A 21724-nucleotide genomic window follows, 5' to 3' on the forward strand; every position below is an offset into this window, starting at 1 on the left:
GCTGCTTAGCGTGAGATGCGTCCCTCTCGTGAACCGCCTTGGAGAGCCCCGTGCCCGTCATCGCCCACCTCAGCGACACCCACCTGGACGGCTCGCCGCGGGCCGCCGACCGCACCCGCGCGGTGATGGCGTACCTCGACGCGCTGCCGTACGACCTGGACGCCGTGCTGGTCAGCGGTGACGTCGCGGACCACGGCAGCCCGGCCGAGTACCGGGAGGCCCGGGAGCTGCTGAGCACCCGTCACCCGCTGCTGGTCCTGCCGGGCAACCACGACGAGCGCGCGGCCTTCCGCTCCGTCCTGCTGGGCGAGGACCCCGTGGGGGCGGACGGTGCACCCGTGAACCGGCTGCACGTCGCGGAGGGGTTCGCCGTCGCCCTCTGCGACTCGACCCGCCCCGGGCGGGACGACGGGTGGCTGGACGAGGGGACCTTGGAGTGGCTGGACGGCGCGCTGGGTTCGGTGCGGGTGCCGGCCTTCGTCGCGTTCCACCACCCGCCGGTGCCGCTGGGCATCCCGTACCTGGACGGGCTGCGGCAGTTCGGCGCCGAGCGGCTGGCCGCGGTGACCGCCCGCCATCCGCACGTGGCGGCCTTCCTCTGCGGGCACGCCCACCTGTCGACCGCCACCACCTTCGCGGGCCGCCCCTTGGTGGTGGCCCCGGGCGTGGTGTCGACCGCGCGGCTCCCCTGGGAGGCGCGGCCGACCCCGGACGCGCACGTGCACCGGGGGCTGCCGCCGGCGGTGGCGTTCCACGTCCTGGACGGTGAGGGGCGCTTCGCCACGCACGTGCGCAGCTGCTGAGACGAGCGGGGCACGAACCAGCCAAGCGGTGCACGGGAGACGGCAACTGAGGGGATGTCAGGCTCTCAGGAAACCTTCACGTACCCCTTTCGGAGCCATGTGATGTGTGCCATGGTACATGGCACACTCCCCACCGTGTTCACGTCAGGCGGCAGAACGACAGCACCACTCCCGTCGCCCTTCACGGTCCGCACCCTCAGACGCCGTGCCCCGAATCACGGCTCGCAGACCGGCCCGGAGGCCACTCCATGCGTAGTTCCCCCACGACGAAGGACCTCGTGCGGCTCCTCGTAGCCGCGTTGATCTGTTGTCTGGGTCTTGCCCTGCTCACCCCCACCACCAGGGCCGCGGCCCGCGACACCAAGGGTCCGCAGCCCGTCCCTGCGCCCCGCGCCGGTGCCGCCCCGCAGCCCGCGATCTCCTCCATCGCCCGGGACGCCCGCGCCGAGGACGGCCACGGCGCCGTCGACGCGGCGCAGCGCGCCCCGTTCCAGACCGTCGAGACCCCCGCGAAGAGCGAGCAGATCCGCTCCAAGCTCTCGGCCGGCGCCGCCGCGGCGGCCGCTGCCGCCTGCACCGTCTCCGACTTCACGTCCAAGACCGGCGCCGCGCTGGTCCAGCAGGTCAAGTCGGCCGAGCCCGGCTGCGTGAACACCCTCTTCACCCTGAAGGGTGCGGACGCCCGGGCCGCGTTCCGCGAGGCGCAGATGGTCACCATCGCCGACGCGCTGCGCGCCAATGTCGCCAACTACCCCGGCGACAACAGCACGTCCACCCTCCAGCTGGTGCTCTTCCTGCGGGCCGGCTACTTCGTCCAGTGGTACGACACCGCCGTCGGCGACTACGGCCCGGCCCTGAAGAGCTCCATCGAGGGCGCACTCGACGCCTTCTTCGCGGCCCCGCGCTCGGCCGACGCCAATGACGCCAACGGCAACATCCTGGCCGAGACCGTCACCCTGATCGACAGTTCCCAGCGCAACGCCCGCTACCTCTACGTGGTGAAGCGCCTGCTGGCCAACTACACGAACTCCTACAACAGTTCGTGGTACATGGTCGCCGCGACCAACAACGCCTACAACGTGCTGTTCCGCGGCCACCAGATGGACGACTTCCTGCCCGCCGCGCAGGCCGACCCGGCGCTGTTCACCGTGCTGCGCGACTTCGCCGTCGCCCACGACGACCTGCTCGGCACCGACCAGTGGTACCTGGCGGCCAACGCCGGCCGCGAGCTCGGCCGCTTCCTGCGCCACGACGCGCTGAAGCCGACGGTCCGCCCGCTGGTCAAGGAGCTGCTCGGCCGCAGCAGCATCACCGGCCGCACCGGCTCGCTCTGGATCGCGCTGGCCGAGATGGCCGACTCCTACGACCAGGCCAACTGTGCCTTCTACGAGGTCTGCGACCTGGCCGCCAAGCTCAAGGCCGCCGTCCTGACGGTCAAGTACACCTGCAGCCCGAGCATCCGGATCGTCGCCCAGGAGATGACCGAGGCCAACCTGGCCGCGGCCTGCACCAGCCTGACCAGCCAGGACGCCTACTTCCACAAGGTCGTCCAGGACAAGGGCCCGGTGGCGGACGACAACAACACCTCGATCGAGGTCGTGGTCTTCAACTCCAGCGCCGACTACAAGAGTTACGCCGGGAAGATCTTCGACATCTCCACCGACAACGGCGGCATGTACCTGGAGGGCAAGCCCGAGGTGGCCGGCAACCAGCCGCGCTTCGTCGCCTACGAGGCGGAGTGGCTCCGCCCGGACTTCCAGATCTGGAACCTGAACCACGAGTACACCCACTACCTCGACGGCCGCTTCGACATGTACGGCGACTTCAGGGCCGGGCAGACCACGCCGACCGTGATGTGGGTCGAGGGCTTCGCCGAGTACGTCTCCTACTCCTACCGGGGCGTCACGTACGACCGGGCGGTCACCGAGGCCGGCAAGAACACGTACAAGCTCAGCACGCTGTTCGACACCACCTACGACAACTCCGACTCCACCAAGGTCTACCAGTGGGGCTACCTGGCGGTGCGCTACCTGCTCCAGTCCCACCCGCAGGACGTGACCGCGCTGCTGGCCGAGTACCGCACCGGTGACTGGGCCGGTGCCCGCACCCTGCTGACCTCGACCATCGGCACCCGCTACGACGCCGACTTCGCCGCCTGGCTGGCGAAGTGCGCGGCCGGCGACTGCGGCAGCACCGCCCCGGTCAACCAGGCCCCCTCGGCCGGCTTCACCGCCCTGGCCACCGGCCTGTCGGTCAACTTCACCGACGTCTCCGTCGACCCGGACGGCAGCATCGCCTCCCGCGCCTGGGACTTCGGCGACGGCACCTCCACCACCACGGCCAACCCGACCAAGGTCTACACCGCGGCCGGCACCTACACCGTGAAGCTCACCGTCACCGACGACAAGGGCGCCACCGCCAGCACCAGCAAGCCGGTCACCGTGGTGGCGCCGCCCAAGGGCGAGTGCACCTCGGCCCGGACGGACGAGTTGGGCAAGAACTGCCAGCGCTCGAACGTCTCCGCCACCGCGGGGAACCACAGCGCCTTCTTCGTCTTCCTCCCGGCCAAGGTCAACTCGCTGAAGATCACCGTCTCCGGCGGCACCGGCGAGGCCGACCTCTACTACAACCCCAACGGCTGGGCCACCACCTCCGACTGGACCGCCCGCTCGGTGAAGACCGGCAACGCGGAGACCCTCACCATCAAGAAGCCGCCGGCCGGCTACGTCTACATCAGCCTCTTCGCGGCCAAGAGCTTCGAGGGCGTCACCGTCAAGACCGAGTTCTGAGCGGCCGGTTGACCTCCCGCTGAACCGAACGGCCCCGCCCACCGCGACCCGGTGGGTGGGGCTTTCGGCTCGCTTCCTCAGTGCTCGGCGAAAGCGGCGGCCAGACGGCGCAGGCCCTCCTCGATCTCCTCGGGGGAGTGGGTGGTGAAGGACATCCGCAGGGTGCGCGGGTCCGGGTCGACGGCGTGGAACGGGGCACCGGGGACGTACGCCACGTCGTGCCGGACGGCGGTGGCGAGCAGCTCGGTGGCGTCGTAGCCCTCGGGCAGGGTCACCCAGAGGAACATGCCGCCCTCGGGCCGGTTCCAGCTGCTGCCCGGAGGAAGGGCCTTGGGCAGCCCGGCGAGCAGCGCGTCGCGCCGCTCCCGGTAGGCCGCGGTGATCTTCGCGAGGTGCGCGTCCAGGTCGGCGTCGCGCAGGTACCGGGCGGCGGCGGCCTGGTCGATGGTGGAGGTGTGCAGGTCGGCCGACTGCTTGACCACCGTGCAGGCCCGGCGCAGCGCGGCCGGCGCGCGCAGGTACCCGAGCCGCAGGCCCGGCGCGAGCACCTTGGAGAAGGAGCCCAGCAGCACGGTGCGGTCCTCGGCCCCGGGCAGTCCGACGATCCACGGCTGCGGCTCCCCGTCGAAGCGCAGCTCGCCGTACGGGTCGTCCTCGGCGATCCAGAAGCCGTACCGCCCGGCCAGCTCGGCCACTCGGCGGCGGCGCTCGGCGGGGAGCGTACGGCCGGTCGGATTCTGGAAGTTGGGCACCAGGTAGAGCAGCTTGGGCCGCTCGGCCGCCACCACCTCCTCCAGCGCCTCCGGGACCAGCCCCTGCTCGTCGGTCGGCACCGGCACGACGCGGGCCCCCGCGAAGGCGAAGGCCTGGAGCGCGGCGAGGTAGCACGGATCCTCGACCAGCACCACGTCCCCCGGCTCCAGCAGCGCCGTGATCAGCAGCGTCAGCCCCTGCTGCGACCCGGTGGCCACCACCAGGTCCTCCGCCCCGGTCGCCAGCCCACGCTCCGTCAGCCGCTCGGCTATCGCGGCCCGCAGCGCCGGATCGCCCTCGGTGGTGGAGTACTGCAGCGCCTGGTCGGGAGTCTCCGCCAGTACCCGGTCGAAGGCCGCGCGGAGCCCGGCGACGTCGAACAGCTCGGGGGCCGGCAGCCCGCCTGCGAACGACACCACCTCCGGGCGGGCGGTCAGGGCGAGGATCTCCCGCACGGCGGAGGGCGCCACGGAGGCGGCCCGGCTGGCGAACGACGGCAGCTCGGCTCTGGTCATGTCCCGAGCGTACGAGGTGACCCGGTCCGGTTCGACCCCCTTTCCACGGCTTGAGAATCGGACCTCCACCTGCCGGGGCGTCAGCCGCGGGGGAGGACCAGGGACTGGATGTCGGGGAGGGTGCGCCAGTCGCTGGTGGCGATCGAGGCGTGGGCGGCGGCGAGTTGGGTGATGCGGGCGCGGGCCTGGTCGGGGGTGGGGGTGGTGGCGGAGATGGCGGGGGCGACGTTGTGGGCGTCGGTCATCACCAGGAGGTAGTGATTGCGGTCGTACCAGGAGAGGTCGGCGCCGTTGGTGAGGTAGGCGGCGGCGTCGCCGTCGAAGACGGCGAACCAGGGGCGGATGGTGGTGTCGGCGTACTTGGTGCGGGGGTCACCGGTGGCGGCGCCGTGGACGGCGGGGAAGACCTGGGCCTGGGAGAGGCGGCCGGCGGCGGCCAGGTCGCGGAGGTGGCGGGCGTACTCGACGTCGGTGTGCAGGGTGTCGAAGGGGTTCTGCTCCTCGACGGTGCCCGGGATGACGTGCAGCAGGACGCGGCCGGCGAGGGCGGCGCGGGAGGGCCAGGCGCCGGCGCGGGAGGCGGCGTCCAGGGTGGGGTGGGCGCCCAGGAGGTCGGCGGGGCGGAAGACGGCGGGGCCGAGGTGGGCGGCGATCAGGGCGTCGAGTTGGGCCGGGCCCATGCCGCGGTTGGCGGCGAAGCCGCCCTTGAGTTCGAGCTTGACGACCAGGGGGCCCGAGGTGGGGTGGGCGCCGAGCCAGAGGCGGATGTCGTCGAGGCAGTGTTCGAGGTTCTTGTTGCCGGAGCCGGTGTAGAGCTGGGCGGCGGAGGTGGCGGCGACGCAGTTGTTGGCGTTGCCGAGGGGGTTGGAGTGGCTGACCTTCCACTCGGTGGTGACGGTGTCGGTCCAGGCGTCGAGCTCGATCAGGGAGGTGCCGGTGTCCAGGGCCTTGGCCAGGTAGGGGAAGGCGGCCGGGTCGTAGGTGTTGTGGATGCCGACCGTGGTGGCGCCGATGAAGGGGAGCGGGCCGGCGGGGGCGGCGGAGGCCGGGGCGTGCGGCAGGAGCGCGAGGGTGGCGGCGGCGAGCAGGGCGGCGGCGGTCCGACGGAGCGTCAAGGGTCTCTCCAGGAAGCAGGGGTGAGGGCAGCTCAGGGTGGACCATGGGAGTGGACGCGCGGTGACATGACAAGGAAGTTGGCAGGAAGCGTACGCCACGGGCGCCTTGACCCCGGCATGCCAGGGCCTCACCATCGTGCTGGCGCGCGCCGCAGCTCCTCCCTCCATTCCGTCCTACCGGACCCCCACAGGAGGACAGTCATGCGACTGCCCCGTCGCGGAAAGCCCGCCGTGGCTGCTGCCGCGCTGCTCGCGCTCGCCCTGGCCGTGCCGCTCGGCACCGACGCCAGCGCCAAACCCCTTGCGCCGAACGAGAGTTCCGTCGCGGACGAGACCATCACCCAGTACGCCGTCGACGGCCCGAGCACGGTGGCCGACCGCTCGGCGATCGCCGCCACGGGGGTGTCGATCGACGAGGTGGACGCCCGCTCGGTGGTGGTGTCGGCCACCAAGGGCGAGGCGGCCCGACTGCGCACCATGGGTTGGAAGTTGACCGCCCTTCCGGGCCAGGAGAGCCAGCAGCTCCCGGGCGCGAAGGACATCACGATCAACGACTTCCCGAGCAAGGACTCGATGTACCACAACTACGCCGAGGCGACGGCGGAGATCAACGCCCTGGTGGCCAAGTACCCGGCCATCATGAGCAAGCGGGTGATCGGCAAGTCCTACGAGGGCCGCGACCTGTTCGCCATCAAGATCAGCGACAACGTGGCCACCGACGAGGCCGAGCCGGAGGTGCTGTTCACCGCCCACCAGCACGCCCGCGAGCACCTCACCGTCGAGATGGCGCTCTACCTGATGCACGAGTTCGGCGACAAGTACGCCACCGACAGCCGGATCGCGGGCGTGGTGAACAGTCGCGAGATCTGGATCGTGCCGGACGTCAACCCGGACGGCGGCGAGTACGACATCGCCACCGGGAGCTACCGCAGCTGGCGCAAGAACCGGCAGCCCAACTCCGGCTCCAGCAGCGTCGGCACCGACCAGAACCGCAACTGGGACTACAAGTGGGGCTGCTGCGGCGGCAGTTCGAGCTCCACCTCCAGCGAGACCTACCGGGGCAGCGCGCCGGAGTCCGCCAAGGAGGTGAAGGTGGTCTCCGACTTCGTGCGCAGCCGGATCGTCGGCGGCAAGCAGCAGATCACCGCCGCCATCGACTTCCACACCTACAGCGAGCTGGTGCTCTGGCCGTTCGGGTGGACGTACAACGACACCGCGCCGGGCATGACCACCGACGAGCGCAACACCTTCGCCACCCTCGGCAAGACCATGGCGGCCAGCAACGGCTACACCCCCGAGCAGTCGAGCGACCTCTACATCACCGACGGGACCATCGACGACTGGCTGTGGGGCGCGCAGCGGATCTTCGCCTACACCTTCGAGATGTACCCGACCGGCAGCGGCGGCGGCGGCTTCTACCCGCCCGACGAGGTCATCAGCCGGGAGACCAGCCGGAACCGGGACGCGGTGCTCAAGCTGCTGGAGACGGCGGACTGCATGTACCGGGTGATCGGCAAGCAGCAGCAGTACTGCGGCATCGCGTCCTGATGACCGCACCGTGAGTTCGCTCCGCCGGCCGGGCCTGCCCGGGTCCCGGCCGGCGGGGCGTCAGGAGGAACGTCAGGACGCCGCGGAGACCCGGGAGTTGACCAGGCGCAGGGCCGCCTCGGAGGGTGACCCCGGTTCGGCGGTGTAGACGACCAGGAACTGGGCCGTGTCGTCCGGGACCAGCAGGCACTCGTAGTCGAGGGTGAACTCCCCGGCCGCCGGGTGCCGCAGGTGGTAGCGGCCGTGGTTCTTCTCCCGCACCTCCTGGGCCTCCCAGTGCCGCCGGAAGTCGTCGCTCTCGGCGGAGATCCGGGTCAGGAAGTCGTGGAACTCCGGGTCGCACTGGTGGCGGCCGTGGTCCATCCGCAGCTGGGCCACCAGGTCGGCGGCCTTGGTCTCCCAGTTGACGTACCGTTCGCGCACCACGGGGTGGCAGAACGCCAGCCAGGTCTTGTTGCGCCGGGCGGGCGGGAGGGCGTCGAGGTCGACGTCGAGCAGAGCGGCGAAGGGCTCGTTCCAGGCCAGGATGTCGGTGCGGCGGCCGAGCACGAAGGCCGGGGTGTCCGCCATCGAGTCGAGGAGCCTGCGGAGCCCGGGGCGGACCTGCTGGGCGGGGCGGGCGCCGGTGTGGTCGGGGCGGACCAGGTGCAGCAGGTGCTGGCGCTCGAACTGGTCGAGGCGCAGCGCCGTGGCGACCGCGTCGATCACGGTGTCGGAGACGTTCTCCGCGCGGCCCTGCTCGAAGCGGACGTAGTAGTCGACGGAGACCCCGGCCAGCTGGGCCAGCTCCTCGCGGCGCAGGCCGGGCACGCGGCGGCGCTCGCCGTACTGGCGCAGGCCGGCGTCCTCGGGCTTGATCCGTGCTCGGCGGGAGCGCAGGAAGGTGCCTAGTTCTGCTCGGTTGCCCATGGGGACGATCCTACGGTGGGTGGGTGTGGTGCCGGAGGGTGGTTCTCGCAGACCTAGGTTGGACGGTTCCCAGGTCGAACGGGGTGCTGGGTGAGTCGCGGGGGGACGGGCAGCATGGTCGGTGACAGGAAGACCGTGACCATGGAGGGTCCATCCCGATGAGCATCACCACCGTCCCCGCGTACGCCGCGCCCGCCCCGAAGGCCCCGCTGGAGCGGACCACGGTGCCGCGCCGCCCGGTCGGCGAGCACGACGTCCTGATCGAGATCAAGTACGCCGGCATCTGCCACTCCGACATCCACCAGGTGAACGAGGACTGGGGCCAGGCCCCGTTCCCGATGGTGCCCGGCCACGAGATCGCCGGGATCGTCGCCGAGGTCGGCCCCGGTGTCACCCGGTACGCGGTCGGCGACCGGGTCGGCGTCGGCTGCTTCGTGGACTCCTGCCGGGAGTGCGTCAACTGCCTGGCCGGGGTGGAGCAGTACTGCCTCAAGGGGATGAGCGCGACCTACCCGGTCAGCTCCGACGGGCAGCCCGCCTACGGCGGCTACAGCAGCCACATCGTGGTGGACGAGAACTACGCGCTGCGCATCCCGGAGGGCATCGACCTGGCCGAGGCCGCCCCGCTGCTCTGCGCCGGCATCACCCTCTACTCGCCGCTGAAGCACTGGCAGGCGGGCCCCGGCAAGAAGGTGGCGATCGTCGGGCTCGGCGGGCTCGGCCACATGGGCGTGAAGATCGCGCACGCGCTCGGCGCCGAGGTCACCGTGCTCAGCCAGAGCCTGCGCAAGAAGGAGGACAGCCTCCGGCTCGGCGCCACCGACCACCGGGCCACCTCCGACCCGGCCACCTTCGCCGAACTGGCGGGCTCCTTCGACCTGGTGGTGAGCACCGTCTCGGCCGTGCTGCCCTTCGACGACTACCTGGGTCTGCTGAAGACCGACGGCACGCTGGTGAACGTCGGCGCCCCGGCCGACCCGATCACGCTCAACCTGTTCTCGCTGATCGGCGGCCGCCGCTCGCTGGCCGGTTCGATGATCGGCGGGATAGCGGAGACCCAGGAGATGCTGGACTTCTGCGCCGAGCACGGGCTGGGCGCCGAGATCGAGGTGATCTCGGTGGAGCAGATCAACGAGGCGTTCGCCCGGGTGCTGGCCGGTGACGTGCGGTACCGCTTCGTCATCGACACCGCGACGTTCTGATCCGGTCGTGGTGCTGACGGTGGTGGTCCGCTACCAGGCCCGGGAGGGTCAGCAGGACCGGCTTCGCACCGAGTTGGAGGCGCTGCTGGAGCCGGCCACGGAGTGGCCGGGCTGTCTGGCGTACGAGCTCTACGTGGACCCGAACCGGCCTGAGCGGATGGCGGTCTTCGAGGAGTGGGCCTGCCTGGACAGCTGGGACCACCACCGGCGCTGGTCGGCCGGGCGGACGGCGGGGCTGCTGGCCCGCCCGGCCGCCGTCCGGCTCCAGTACGGGGGCCGCGGGCCCGCTACTTGAGCAGCCGGGAGAGGCGGCGGTCGGCCAGCACCCGGCCGCCGGTCTGGCAGGTGGGGCAGTACTGCAGCGAGGAGTCCGCGAAGTTGACGGACCGTACGGTGTCGCCGCAGCGCGGGCAGCGTTCGCCGGCCCGGCCGTGCACCGCCATCCCGGCCCTCTTCTCCGCCTTGAGCGCGTCGGCGGTGGTCTCGTGCGCCCGGGCCACCGCCGCGCCGAGGGTCTCGCGGATCGCGGTGTGCAGGGCAGTCAGCTGCTCGGGGGTGAGGGTGGAGGCCAGGGCGTAGGGGGAGAGCCGGGCCTCGTGCAGGACCTCGTCGGAGTAGGCGTTGCCGATGCCGGCCAGCACGGTCTGGTCGGTGAGGAAGGTCTTCAGGCGGTGCCGCTGACCGGCGGTCAGCTCGGCGAGCCGCTGCTCGGTGAAGTCCGGCCCGAGCGGGTCGGTGCCCAGCCGGGCCACCCCGGGCACCAGCTGGGGGTCCGTCACCACGTAGGCGGCCAGCCGCTTGGTGGTGCCCTGCTCCGTGATGTCGAAGCCGGAGCCGTCGTCCAGCACGATCCGCAGCGCGAGCGGCCCCCGGCCGGGCCGACCGCCGCCGGCACCCGGCTTGGGGGCCGGGAAGGACGCGCGGTGGCGGATCCAGCCGGCCCGGGCCAGGTGCAGCACCAGGTGCGGCCCGTCCCCGGCCAGCAGGTCGAGGAACTTGCCGTGCCGCCCGACCGAGGTGACGGCCTGTCCGTTCAGCGCCGTCACCGGCGGGTCGAAGGTCTTCAGCACCTGGACCGAGAACACCTCCACCCGCTCGATGGTGCGCCCTGCGGAGTACTCCGCGATCCGCTCGGCCAAGGCCTGCACTTCCGGCAATTCGGGCATGTTGCCCAGCCTAGGTGCGATCGAACGGTGATCATGACGTGACCTGCCGGTGCGCTGATGATCACTAGGGTCGGCGGGTGACGAACGATCCCACTCCCGTGTCCCCGCAGCACAAGCGCCCGGCCTGGCCCCGGAACGCAGCCCTGGCCCTCGCGGCCGCCGCCCTGACCTTCTTCGCGTTCCGGCTCGCCGGCACCTCCGAGGCGGAGGAGGAGCCCGCGGTCGCCGCGGCGTCCCCGAGCGCCCCGGCGTCTCCGAGTGCCCCGGTGTCCCCGGCCACCTCGGCGTCCGCGACCGCCTCGGCCACGGCGAGCCCCGGCGCGTCCGCCTCCGCGAAGCCGCTGTCCACCCGGCCGGTGGTCGCGCTCGACGTGGCCTTCCCCAAGGAGGTCAAGGATCCGGCGGGCGGCGTGTACACCCGGGTGGGGGCCGTGACGCTGAAGAGCTGCACCGAGCCGGACTCGGTCGGCCCCCGGCTGATCGCCATGATCGAGGAGGGCAAGGGCTGCCTGGGGCAGCACGTGGCGCTCTACAAGGACGCCGGGAACAACCAGTTCAACTTCTCGGTCTTCACCATGAAGGACCCCGTCGACGCCCTTCACCTGACCACCGAACTGTCCATGCGTTTCGACGACTACCAGGTCGGGGCCCAGGCGCCGCCGCCGGGCTCGGGACTGGCCACCCTCGCCCCGGACAGCGGGATGGTCCAGGCCTTCAGCGGAGCGGGCCGGGCGATGGTGGCGGGCCTGGGGCAGTGGTCCGACGGCCGGACCGCCGACTACCAGAAGCTCGTTGACCGGCTGGAGCCCCTGCTCAAGGGCGTCGGCGACGCGGTGGCGGCGCACGAGCGGGCTGCCTGACCCGCCGCCTGACCCACTGCCTGACCCACTGCCTGACCCACCGTCAGGCCTGCGGCAGCGCGCGGGCCAGGCGGGTGATGCCCTCGGTGAGGGCGGTGGGGTGGGGTGCGGCGCCGTAGGAGAGGCGGAGGTGGGGGGCGGGGGCCTCGGCGGGGAAGTAGGGGCGGCCGGGGGTGAGGGCGACGCCCTCGCGGCGGGCGGCGGCGGCGAGTTCGCGGTCGTCGGTGCCGTCGGGCAGGCGCAGCCAGAGGTGGTACCCGCCCTGGGGGAGGGGGTCGGGCAGCAGGCCGGGGAGGTGCTGGGCGAGGGCGGTGGCGGCGGTGTGGCGGCGTTCGGCCAGGGCGGCCGAGACGGTCCGCAGCTGGCGGGCCCAGGCGGGGGCGCCGACCAGTTCGAGGGCGGTCTCCTGGAGCGGGCGGGAGACGAAGAAGGAGTCCACCGCCTGGACGGCGCGCAGCCGTTCGAAGGCGGGCCCGCGCGCGGTGAGGGCGCCGACCCGCAGGCTGGCAGAGGTGATCTTGGTCAGCGAGCGGACGTGCACCACCACGCCGTCCGGGTCGTCCGCCGCCAGCGGGGCGGCGGGTGACGGTGCGTCGGCGTGCACCAGCATCCGGGCGAAGTCGTCCTCGATCACGAAGGCCCCGGCGGCCCGGGCGATCCGCAGCACCTCGGCCCGCCGGCCGGCGGCGAGCACCGCGCCGGTCGGGTTGTGGAACAGCGGCTGGCAGACGAAGGCCCGGGCGCCGCTGGCCGCGAAGGCCTCGGCCAGCAGCTCCGGCCGGACGCCGTCCCGGTCCACCGGGACGGGGACCGGCCGCAGGCCGGCCGCCCGGGCCGCCGCCAGGGTGCCGGGGTAGCCGGGCGACTCGATCAGGATGGGGGCGCCCGGGTTGACCAGGGAGCGCAGGGCGGTGGAGAGCGCGCCCTGTCCGCCGGCCGTGATCAGCACGTCCGAGGCGTGCAGGGTGCCGTCGGGGCCGCCGATCTCCCGGGCGAACCACTCACGCAGCTCGGTCAGGCCCTCCACGGGCGGCCGGCCCCAGGCGCCGGGGCGGCGGCCGGCCCGGGCCAGGGCGGCGGCCAGGGCCCGCTCGGGCTGGAGGGAGGGGTGCAGGTAGCCGCTGTTGAGGTCGATCACCTCGGGCGGCTGGACGGCGAGCGAGGTGAGCACGCCGGTGGCGTCGGCACGGCGGTCCGGTCCGGGGGAGGGCTCGGCGGAGAGCGCGACCTCCTGCCAGGAGACATCCCGGGGTTCGGCGGCAGTGGCGGTGCGGGCGGCGGCCTTGAACACCCCGGAGCCCGGTCGGCTGACCACCAGCCCCTCGGCGGCCAGGGCGGCGATGGCCCGGGAGACGGTCACCGGGCTCACCTGGTGCCGGTCGATCAGGGCCCGGCTGGACGGCAGCTTCTCACCTGGAGAGTAGCGGTCCAGATCGTGGCGGAGGATGGCGGCCAGTTCGGTGACGCTGCTACGCTCGTGCATGAGAGCACACGATAGCGCTATTCAGTCCAGCACGATAGCGGTCAGCGGTACCGGGAACACTGCGGGGAGCGCTGCCGGGAACACTGCGGCGGCGGGCGGCACCGTCCGGGCCGCCCTGGGCGTGGTCTGCTTCTCGCTCAGCTTCCCGGCCACCGTCTGGGCCCTCGACGGCTTCGGCCCCTGGACCGCCACCGGCCTGCGCGGCCTGCTGGCCGCCGCCTTGGCCGCCGTCTGCCTCAAGCTCAGCCGGGTCCCGCTGCCCGCCCGCCGGCACTGGCCCGGGCTGGTCGCGGTGGCGCTGGGCTGCGTGCTCGGCTTCCCGCTGCTGACCACGCTGGCGCTGCAGACCTCCTCCACCGCGCACACCGCCGTGGTGGTCGGCCTGCTCCCGCTGGCCACCGCCACCGTCGCCGCGCTGCGCTCGCGCACCCGGCTGTCGCGCACCTTCTGGGGCGCCGCGCTCGGCGGGGCCGCGGTGGTGCTGGCCTTCACCCTCCAGCAGAGCGGCGGCGCGTTCAGCCTGGCGGACCTGTACCTGGCCGGGGCGCTGCTGGTCTGCGCGGTCGGCTACGCCGAGGGCGGCCGGCTGGCCCGGGAGATGGCGGGCTGGCAGGTGATTGGCTGGGCCGTGGTGGCGGCCGCCCCGCTGATGGCCGTGGTGACCGCGCTGGCGCTGTCGGCCGAGCCGGTCCACCTGACGTTCTGTGCGCTGACCGGCCTGGCCTACGTCGCGGCCGTCTCGCAGTTCGGCGGCTTCGTGCTCTGGTACCGGGGCATGGCCCAGATCGGCGTCCCCCGGGCCAGTCAACTCCAGCTCGCCCAGCCGCTGCTGACCCTGTTCTGGGCCGTGCTGCTGCTCTCCGAGGAGCTCCCGCTGGCCGCCCCGGTCACCGCGGTCGGCGTGCTGGCCTGCATCGCGGTCACGCAACGGGCGCGTACCAAGGGGTAGTTGGGGCCGCAAACCACTGTTGTGGTGGCCGGATGAGTGCCACGCTGCCGGGTATGAGATGGACGTTCGAGCGTCAGGCCGGCGTGACCGCCGCCGCCGGTGTCGTGCTGTTGGCCGCCGCGGTGCTGACCTGGCTGCCGGGGCTTCAGCCGTGGGCCGGGAACAGCTGGCTGGTCCTGGGGGAGTTCGGAGTGGTGCTCGGGCTGGCCGTCGCCATGTTCGTGCGGGTGGCCCGCATGTGGCCGACGGACCGGCAGGAGCTGGGCTGGGCGATGCTGAGCGTGCCGCGCACCGTCCTGGGCGGTCTGCTGCTGCTGTTCGTCACCGCAGGAGTGGTCACCGAGTCGAGCATCCGGATCGACGGCGCGCTGCAGGACGCCAGTGCACGGGGCGGGCACTACTACGCCCACGGCGCCACCCCGGAGGGCCCCCGCGGCGAGGTGGAGATCACGCGTGCCCAGTACGAGGAGGTGGCGGAGTCCGACACCCGGGCGATGGAGGCCGCTCCGGCCGCGGCGCTCGCGGTGATCGCCGCCCTCGTGCTGGCCGCCGGGGAGTTGCGGCCGAGGGCCGGCCGCTGAGGACGTCCGCCGGGACGGGCCGCCACCGAGGGCGGGCCCGTCCCTGAGCGGGCGTCGGGCGTGCGGCGTAGGGCTCGGCGTCAGTTGATGCCGGCGGCGGCGCAGGCCTGGGCGTGCTCCGGGTCGCAGATGTCCTCGCGCTTGTACAGGCCGCCCGCGATCACGGTCTCGGCGATCTTGGCCTTGGTGACCACGACCGGGGTGAGCAGCATCGAGGGGATCTGCTCGCCGCCGCTCTCGGTCACCGAGCTGGCCACGCCGGTGATGTCGATGCCGTTGAGCAGGTAGACCGCGATGGAGGCGGCGGTGTCGGCCTCCGGCTTGTACGGCTTGTAGATGGTGTAGGTCTGCTCGCCCGTCAGCAGGCGGCGGATCGCCTCGACCGAGGCGTCCTGGCCGCCGACCGGCACGTTCTTGACGCCGGCGGCCTTGAGCTGGCCGATGATGGCGGTGGCCATGCCGTCGTTGGCGGAGTAGACGGCCTGGAAGCCGTCCTTGCCGAGGGAGTTGACCGCCTCGGTGGTCTTCTGGGCGGCCACCTCCGGCTTCCACTCGCCGGACTGCTCGTAGCCGATCTTCTTGACCTTGCCGTCCAGCACCTTGTGCGCGCCGGCCTTGAACATCGCGGCGTTCGGGTCGGTCTCGGAGCCGTTGATCATCACCACGGTGGACTGCGCGGCCTTCGCCCCGAGCGCGTCCACCAGGGCCTGGCCCTGGAGTTCGCCGGTGCGGTGGTTGTCGAAGGAGACGTACGCGGCGACCTTGCCGGCGGCCAGCCGGTCGTACGCGACCACCTTGACGCCGCGCTTGGTGGCCTCGGCCACCCACGGGGCGGTGCCCTGGGCGTTCACCGGGTCGAGCAGCACCACCTTGACGCCCTTGGCCAGCAGGGCGTCGAACTGCTGCTTCTGCACCGCCTCGTCGCCGTCCGCGTTGGCGTAGTCCACCACGCACTTGGTGCACAGGCCGCCGATGGCCGACTCGATGAGCGGCTTGTCGAAGGCCTCGTACCGGGTGGAGGACGAGCGCTCGGGCAGCAGCAGGCCGATGGTCTTGTTGCCGGTCGAACCGGCCGACTTGCCGTCCTGGCCGCAGGCGGCCAGCGTCAGCGCCGTCGACAGCGCGAGCATGCCGACGAGGGTGCGACGCAGTGGTGCGTTCATGGTGGGTGGTGCCTCCCTGACTGCCTGCCGCAGCGTCGCGGCAGTGCTGAGGGAGTCAAGCCCGTGAGCCGACTTGCCGTCAATAATTAAACCCTACGAAACGGAGCGCGACTCCAATCGTTATGGACTCGAAGGCAGTCGCCCGATTGGTCGGTATATGCCAAGGGCCCGCCTTCACCTTGAGAAGGTGGGCGGGCCCCGGAGGCCTGACGCGGCGTCAGCGTTCGGTGCGCACCACCAGGACGACGGCGGCCACCACGATCGCGCCGCCCAGCAGCACGGGCAGGGTGAGCGGCTCGGAGAGGATCAGCCAGCCGAGCAGCACGGCCACCACCGGGTTCACGTAGGCGTAGGTGGCGACCAGCGGCAGCGGGGCGGCCTGGAGCAGCCAGGCGTAGGCGGTGAAGGCGACGATCGAGCCGAAGACCACCAGGAAGGCCAGGCCCAGCCAGGAGGCGGTGGAGACCTCGGAGGGGTGGAAGCGCTGCGGCTCGCCCTTGAGGAGCGAGACCGCCAGGCAGCCGAGTCCGCCGGCGATCATCTCGTAGGCACTGGTGGCGAAGACGTTGGCGGGCATCGTGATCCGCTTGGCGAGGAACGAGCCGCCGGCCCAGGAGAGCGTGGCCAGCAGGATCAGCGCGACGCCCAGCGGCTTCACCTCGCCGCTCAGACCGGAGCTGGAGAGCACCCCCAGGCCGATCAGGCCGAGCAGCACGCCGGCGACGGTGGTCCAGGCCGGGCGCTGCCCGGTGGCCCAGCGGGCCAGCACCAGCCAGAGCGGGACGACGGCGATGATCAGCGCGGTCAGGCCGGAGGGCACGTCGCGCTCGGCCAGCACCACCATGCCGTTGCCGCCGAGCAGCAGCATCAGGCCGACCAGGGCGGCGGAGGCCAGTTGGCGGGGCGTCACGCGCAGGGCGGACGTGCCGCTCCTCGCCGCCACCAGGGCGAGCAGCAGCAGGCCGGCGGGTATGAACCGCGCGGTCGCGGAGAGGAACGGGGGCATGGTCTCGACCACGACCCGGATGGCCAGATAGGTGGAGCCCCAGACCACGTAGACCACCGCGAGGGCGGCCCAGACGGCAGGGGTGATGGAGCGGAGGGGGGAGGCGGAGGTGGGGGTGACGGTGGGGGACGTCCTGGCGGAGTGCGCGGATTGCTGGGGCGCGGCGGTCATGAGCCTCTCCTGGATTTGGTGCTGTCGCCGCACATGGCACCACACCCCGCGCCACCTGCGCGAGTTCGTTTGCTGCCAAGCTCGGACGACTTGCTGCCAGCCGGTTGTGCCCCGCGCCCCCGGGACGGCCGCCTTCGCGGTGCCGGAGGGTCCAGGCGTGCGCCGAGTGGCTGACGCCGTCGGTGGGGCTGGGGGCCGGGACGGGACCCGAGTGGTAGTCATGGGACCGGTCCGGCGGGAGGAGGGTGGGGTGGAGTGGGTGGCGGCGCCCGAGTACTGGCTCGGGCGGCTGGCTTTCCAACGGCTGGTCGCCGCCGTCTACTTGCTCGGGTTCGTGGCCGCCGCACGGCAGTTCCGCGCGCTGATCGGTGAGCACGGCATGCTCCCGGTGCCCCGCTTCACGGCCCGGACGGGCTGGCGCCGGGCACCCAGCCTGTTCCAGTTCCACTACACGGACCGGGCGTTCGCCCTCGCCGCCTGGACCGGGGCCGCCCTCGCCGCCGCCGTGCTGGCCGGAGCCGCGGACCGGCTCCCGCTCGGCGCGGCGCTGCTGCTCTGGGCGGTGCTCTGGCTGCTCTACCTCTCGATCGTCAACGTCGGGCAGGCCTGGTACTCCTTCGGCTGGGAGTCCCTGCTGCTGGAGGCCGGCGTCCTGGCCGCCCTCCTCGGCAACGACCGCGTCGCACCCCCGCTCCCGGTGCTGCTGCTGGCCCGATGGCTGCTGTTCCGGGTCGAGTTCGGGGCCGGGCTGATCAAGATGCGCGGGGACGCCTGCTGGCGCGACCTGACCTGCCTGCGCTACCACCACGAGACCCAGCCGATGCCCGGCCCGCTGAGCTGGTTCTTCCACCACCTGCCCGCCCCGCTGCACCGGGTCGAGGCCGCCGCCAACCACGTCGTGCAACTCGCCCTCCCGGTCGGCCTGTTCCTGCCCCGGCCGGTGGCCGGGATCTGCGCCGGTCTGATCATCGTCACCCAGCTCTGGCTGGTGCTCTCCGGCAACTTCGCCTGGCTCAACTGGCTCACCATCGCCATCGCCTGCACCGCCGTCCCGGCCGCCCCGCACCCCCGCCCGACCGGGCCGGACTGGTGGCTGGGCCTGGTCGCCGCGTACACCCTCCTGGTCCTGGTGCTGAGCTACCGCCCCGCGCGCAACCTGCTCTCGCACCGTCAGGTGATGAACCGTTCGTTCGACCGCCTCCATCTGGTGAACGCCTACGGGGCGTTCGGCTCCGTCAACCGGATCCGCTTCGAGGTGGTGGTCGAGGGCACGCGGGAGCCCGTCCCCGGGCCGGGGGCGGACTGGCGGGAGTACGGCTTCCGCGGCAAGCCCGGCGATCTGCGGCGGATGCCGCGTCAGTTCGCGCCCTACCACCTGCGGCTGGACTGGCTGATGTGGTTCGCCGGCATCTCCCCGGCGTACGCCCGGCCCTGGTTCACCCCGTTCGTCCACCGCCTGCTCACCGCCGACCGGGACACCCTGCGGCTGCTCGGCCACGACCCGTTCGCGGGCGAGCCACCCGCCTACGTCCGTGCCCGGCTGTACCGTTACCGCTTCACCGACCTCCGCACCCTGCGCGGCACCGGCGCCTGGTGGGAGCGCACCCTGGTGCGCGAGTACCTCCCACCGGTCGCCCTCGCGGACTTCCCGCAGGTGCGCGGCGATCCGCACTGAACCCGCACCACACCCGCGCGGCTCGGGCACACCGCCCCGGCGCGCGGCGCGTTGGGGCCGGGTTGCGTGCGGGCCTCGAACGCCCACCCGTATCCTGGCGTCCACACCGGACGCCCCGCACCCTCGTCCGTGCCGGCGGAGACCGCCGCCGCCACCGCCCTGTCCGCCCAGCCACGAACCCGGACTTCACACATGACCGTGAACTACCTGAACGACGCCGACCACCCGGCGGTGGACACCTCTTCCTCCGCGACCGCCGCGCCTTCCGGCGAGGCCCGCGAGGACCTCGGCCGCTACGCCGAGCTCGGCGGGCTCTCGCTCGCCGCCGAGACCAACCCGTGGGTCTCCGCCGCCGAAACCGTCCGCACCCCCGAGGACGCCCGCGCCGGCTCCACCGCACTGGCCGAACTGCGCAGCCACGACCTGCTCGCCACCCGCGACGCCCTGGCCGAACTCCTCGGCACCGCCGCCACCCCCGCCAACCTGGCCGAACTGACCAGGCTCACCGCCATCCTCCAGCGCGCGCACGGCACTTCGGCCACCCTGCGCCCCGAGGTCTACGACACCGACCTGGACGCGCTCACCGCCGCTCTCGCCCCCTGGCGGGAGCGCCGCGAGCAGGGCGTCAAGCTCGGCTGGGGCCGCCGCCGCGCGCTCCGCGCCCAGGCCAAGAACCTCGCCGTCGACGGCCGCACCCGCCGGGCCGACCTGCTCGACGCGGTCCGGGCCGCCGCCGCCACCCAGGGCGAGTGGGCCTCGGCCGGCGCCGTCGGCCGTCCGGCCCCGGTCGCCGACCCGGCCCGGCTGACCACCCTCGCCCAGACCGTCGAGGAGCTCGGCCAGGCCGCCCGCGCCCTCGGCGCGCTGCTCCCCGACTACCCGCTGGACGCCCTCCCGCTGGGCGAACTCGCCGACCTGGTCGACCGGTTGGCCGCCGACGAGGGCACCCTCTACCGGCTGCCCGCGCTCCGCGCCCTGCGCGCCTCGCTGCTCGCGGCGGAGCCGGAGCTGCTCGACCTGCTGGGCGAGCTGGCGGACCGTCAGGCCGACCGGGACGCGGCGCTCGCGGCGTACGACCGGCTGCACGGCACGGCGACCGAGGCGGAGGCCATCCAGGTCCTCGCGGCCGGTCCCCGGGAGGCGGAGCCGGCTCCGGCGGTCGTGGAGGCCGTGGCGGAGGAGCCGGTGGCCGAGCCCGAGGTTGAGGTCGAGCCCGTGGTCGAGGTTGAGCCGGTGGCTGAGGTTGAGGCCGAGCCGATCGTTGAGCCGGAGCCCGTGGTCGAGGTTGAGCCGGTGGCTGAGGTTGAGGCCGAGCCGATCGTTGAGCCGGAGCCCGTGGTCGAGGTCGAGCCCGTGGTCGAGGTTGAGCCGGTGGCTGAGGTTGAGGCCGAGCCGATCGTCGAGCCGGAGCCCGTGGTCGAGGTCGAGCCCGTGGTCGAGGTCGAGCCGGTGGCTGAGGTTGAGGCCGAGCCGATCGTCGAGCCGGAGCCCGTGGCCGAGGTCGAGCCCGTGGTCGAGCCTGAGGTCGAGGCCGAACTCGAGCCCGTGACCGAGGCGCTGACGGAGGCTGAGCCCGAGGTCGCGCCGGAGCCGGTCGCCGAGGAGCCGGTGGCCGCGGCCGTGGTCGAGCCCCAGCCCGAGGTCGTCGTGGTCGAGGAGGCCGTGCCGGCGGTCGAGCCGGAGCCCGTCGTGGCCGAGGTCGCCGAGGAGCCGGAGGCCGCCGCGCCGGAGAAGAAGGCGCGGCGTCCGAAGAAGCCCGCGATCACCGCCGGCCGCGCCGTGACCGCCTACGAGCCCGCCGAACTGGTCGCCCTGGTCCGGTGGTTGGACACCGACGGCACGGAGCGCAGCGAGGACGAGCTGCTCCGCGCCGCCGTCAAGGAGCTCGGCTTCTCCCGGGTCGGCCCCCGCCTGAAGGAGGCGCTGGCCCCGGCCGTCGCCGAGGTCCGTTCCTGACCCGCAGTCACACGTGCGGAACCCCCTGGACCCGACGGGTCCAGGGGGTTCCGCACGTTCAGCGCCCGGTACGGGCCTGCCAGACCTCGCTCTCGACGTAGTGGTTGTCGTAGTGCTCGCCCGACTCGCGGATCTCCTGCCAGCTGGCCTCGCCCTTGTTGACCCGGTCCAGCAGGCGGTAGTAGTCGAAGCGGTCCATGCCCGGGGTGAAGAGGACCAGCACGTCGGCGGTGGAGCCGGCGGCGGGGGCGAAGGCGTGCCTGGTGCCGGCCGGGACGGCGAGGAAGTCGCCCTGCCGCAGGGTCTCGATGCGGTTGTCGAGCAGCACGTCCAGCTCGCCGTCCAGACCGAAGAAGAACTCGGTGGCCCGGGTGTGGAAGTGCGGCGGGGCGCCGGTCGCGCCCTTCTCGAAGGTGGCCCGGTTGCTGGTCACCTTGCCGCCGGTGGTGGCGGAGTCGGCGAACAGGGTGATCAGGCTGCCGGGTGCGTCGGTCAGCACCTCGGCGGCGGCGGCGCGGACCAGGACGACGTCGTGGTTCTCGGTCATGTGTGGTTCCCCCTCGTGCGGTTCTCGCTTGCTTCGATGATCAGCCTACGGCGCAAGCGGCCCAAGCATCTGGTCCATTCGATCACCTGATCCCTTGGGCCATTTCGGGAACTGCTAGACTTTGAACACGTTCAAGAGAGTTCGTGGGGGGAACGATGACAACTGATCCGGTCCGTCTGTCGCCGCGCGTGCTGGCTGCCCTGGCCTCCGTGACCTGCGCCGCCGCATTCGTGGAGGGTCTCTCCAGGGACGACATCGACCTCGACAAGCTGGCGGCCCTGTTCGGGGTGCTCACCCTGCTGCCCCAGATCTGCCGCGACCGATGGCTGTTCCGCGTCCTCTCGGCGATCGTCGGCATCCTGGCCGCCTTCCTGGGCGTGGGGTTCACCTTCTCGGGAGGGCTCACCCTGGTGCCCGCCGGGATGTTCCTGGTGCTGGCCGCCCGGCAGGCGAGCGAGAAGCCCCGCTGGGTGCCGGCCGTCCTCGGAGGCGTGCTCGCCGTCCTGGTCCTCTGGCTCTGAACCCTCCCCCCG

At 72.6% G+C, this 21724-nt stretch carries 19 protein-coding genes; 11 read left to right on the top strand and 8 right to left on the bottom strand.

Going from position 1 to position 21724, the window contains the following annotated elements; genetic code table 11:
• The first annotated feature begins 50 nt into the window (after nt 1–50).
• Complete coding sequence (locus ACWEPF_RS06345; RefSeq protein ID WP_452171639.1) at nt 51–803, top strand: metallophosphoesterase; 753 nt, start codon at nt 51–53, stop codon at nt 801–803.
• Between the two features lie 278 nt (nt 804–1081).
• Entirely contained in the window at nt 1082–3592 is a 2511-nt protein-coding gene (locus ACWEPF_RS06350) for a collagenase (protein ID WP_452171640.1), read from the top strand.
• 77 nt (nt 3593–3669) lie between these two features.
• On the opposite strand, the gene ACWEPF_RS06355 is transcribed toward ACWEPF_RS06350, so the two are convergent.
• Both ACWEPF_RS06355 and ACWEPF_RS06360 read right to left on the bottom strand, forming a co-directional pair.
• Complete coding sequence (locus ACWEPF_RS06355; RefSeq protein ID WP_452171641.1) at nt 3670–4860, bottom strand: aminotransferase-like domain-containing protein; 1191 nt, start codon at nt 4858–4860, stop codon at nt 3670–3672.
• A gap of 80 nt (nt 4861–4940) precedes the next feature.
• Nucleotides 4941–5975 (bottom strand): phosphatidylinositol-specific phospholipase C domain-containing protein, encoded by a 1035-nt coding sequence (locus ACWEPF_RS06360; protein WP_452171642.1) that lies wholly within the window; start codon nt 5973–5975, stop codon nt 4941–4943.
• A 201-nt stretch (nt 5976–6176) separates the two neighbouring features.
• Between ACWEPF_RS06360 and ACWEPF_RS06365 the strand changes: the two genes are divergently transcribed.
• Nucleotides 6177–7523 carry a M14 family metallopeptidase gene (locus tag ACWEPF_RS06365; RefSeq protein WP_452171643.1) on the top strand — a complete coding sequence of 449 codons (1347 nt, stop codon included), beginning with the start codon at nt 6177–6179 and terminating at the stop codon, nt 7521–7523.
• A gap of 72 nt (nt 7524–7595) precedes the next feature.
• Here the strand turns inward: ACWEPF_RS06365 and ACWEPF_RS06370 are convergent, their stop codons facing one another.
• A complete protein-coding gene (locus ACWEPF_RS06370) occupies nt 7596–8432 on the bottom strand; it encodes a helix-turn-helix transcriptional regulator (RefSeq protein ID WP_380150543.1) in 837 nt (278 codons plus the stop codon).
• Between the two features lie 158 nt (nt 8433–8590).
• Here ACWEPF_RS06370 and ACWEPF_RS06375 point away from each other — a divergent pair, with 158 nt between their 5' ends.
• The gene (locus tag ACWEPF_RS06375; protein WP_449798653.1) at nt 8591–9634 is read left to right on the top strand and encodes an NAD(P)-dependent alcohol dehydrogenase; all 1044 of its coding nucleotides are present in this window, start codon (nt 8591–8593) and stop codon (nt 9632–9634) included.
• Nucleotides 9635–9641: 7 nt separating this feature from the next.
• Nucleotides 9642–9929, top strand: coding sequence for a putative quinol monooxygenase (locus ACWEPF_RS06380; protein ID WP_452171644.1), 288 nt, complete (start codon nt 9642–9644; stop codon nt 9927–9929).
• Here the strand turns inward: ACWEPF_RS06380 and ACWEPF_RS06385 are convergent.
• Nucleotides 9922–10800, bottom strand: coding sequence for an Fpg/Nei family DNA glycosylase (locus tag ACWEPF_RS06385; RefSeq protein ID WP_452171645.1), 879 nt, complete (start codon nt 10798–10800; stop codon nt 9922–9924). The two genes, ACWEPF_RS06380 and ACWEPF_RS06385, sit on opposite strands and share 8 nt — an antisense overlap.
• A gap of 77 nt (nt 10801–10877) precedes the next feature.
• On the opposite strand from ACWEPF_RS06385, the gene ACWEPF_RS06390 reads away from it, so the two are divergent.
• The gene (locus ACWEPF_RS06390; protein ID WP_452171646.1) at nt 10878–11660 is read left to right on the top strand and encodes a hypothetical protein; all 783 of its coding nucleotides are present in this window, start codon (nt 10878–10880) and stop codon (nt 11658–11660) included.
• A 43-nt stretch (nt 11661–11703) separates the two neighbouring features.
• Here the strand turns inward: ACWEPF_RS06390 and ACWEPF_RS06395 are convergent, their stop codons facing one another.
• Complete coding sequence (locus tag ACWEPF_RS06395; RefSeq protein WP_452171647.1) at nt 11704–13143, bottom strand: aminotransferase-like domain-containing protein; 1440 nt, start codon at nt 13141–13143, stop codon at nt 11704–11706.
• Here ACWEPF_RS06395 and ACWEPF_RS06400 point away from each other — a divergent pair.
• Both ACWEPF_RS06400 and ACWEPF_RS06405 read left to right on the top strand, forming a co-directional pair.
• Nucleotides 13142–14092, top strand: a complete 951-nt coding sequence (locus ACWEPF_RS06400) for a DMT family transporter (RefSeq protein ID WP_452171648.1) — start codon at nt 13142–13144, stop codon at nt 14090–14092. The genes ACWEPF_RS06395 and ACWEPF_RS06400 overlap by 2 nt on opposite strands.
• 53 nt (nt 14093–14145) lie before the next feature.
• Complete coding sequence (locus ACWEPF_RS06405) at nt 14146–14673, top strand: hypothetical protein (protein ID WP_452171649.1); 528 nt, start codon at nt 14146–14148, stop codon at nt 14671–14673.
• Nucleotides 14674–14753: 80 nt separating this feature from the next.
• Here ACWEPF_RS06405 and ACWEPF_RS06410 read toward each other — a convergent pair whose 3' ends face one another.
• Both ACWEPF_RS06410 and ACWEPF_RS06415 read right to left on the bottom strand, forming a co-directional pair.
• Nucleotides 14754–15836: a sugar ABC transporter substrate-binding protein gene (locus ACWEPF_RS06410; RefSeq protein ID WP_452171650.1), complete on the bottom strand. Its 1083-nt coding sequence runs from the start codon at nt 15834–15836 to the stop codon at nt 14754–14756.
• Nucleotides 15837–16053: 217 nt separating this feature from the next.
• A complete protein-coding gene (locus tag ACWEPF_RS06415) occupies nt 16054–17013 on the bottom strand; it encodes an EamA family transporter (RefSeq protein WP_452171651.1) in 960 nt (319 codons plus the stop codon).
• Between the two features lie 250 nt (nt 17014–17263).
• Between ACWEPF_RS06415 and ACWEPF_RS06420 the strand changes: the two genes are divergently transcribed.
• Nucleotides 17264–18688: a lipase maturation factor family protein gene (locus tag ACWEPF_RS06420; RefSeq protein WP_452171652.1), complete on the top strand. Its 1425-nt coding sequence runs from the start codon at nt 17264–17266 to the stop codon at nt 18686–18688.
• Nucleotides 18689–18880: 192 nt separating this feature from the next.
• The gene (locus tag ACWEPF_RS06425) at nt 18881–20644 is read left to right on the top strand and encodes a hypothetical protein (RefSeq protein WP_452171653.1); all 1764 of its coding nucleotides are present in this window, start codon (nt 18881–18883) and stop codon (nt 20642–20644) included.
• A gap of 58 nt (nt 20645–20702) precedes the next feature.
• Here ACWEPF_RS06425 and ACWEPF_RS06430 read toward each other — a convergent pair whose 3' ends face one another.
• Nucleotides 20703–21191 (bottom strand): cupin domain-containing protein, encoded by a 489-nt coding sequence (locus ACWEPF_RS06430; RefSeq protein WP_452171654.1) that lies wholly within the window; start codon nt 21189–21191, stop codon nt 20703–20705.
• Nucleotides 21192–21346: 155 nt separating this feature from the next.
• On the opposite strand from ACWEPF_RS06430, the gene ACWEPF_RS06435 reads away from it, so the two are divergent.
• Nucleotides 21347–21712: a hypothetical protein gene (locus tag ACWEPF_RS06435; RefSeq protein WP_452171655.1), complete on the top strand. Its 366-nt coding sequence runs from the start codon at nt 21347–21349 to the stop codon at nt 21710–21712.
• Nucleotides 21713–21724 lie beyond the last annotated feature (12 nt).

The organism is Kitasatospora sp. NPDC004289 (assembly GCF_053602875.1).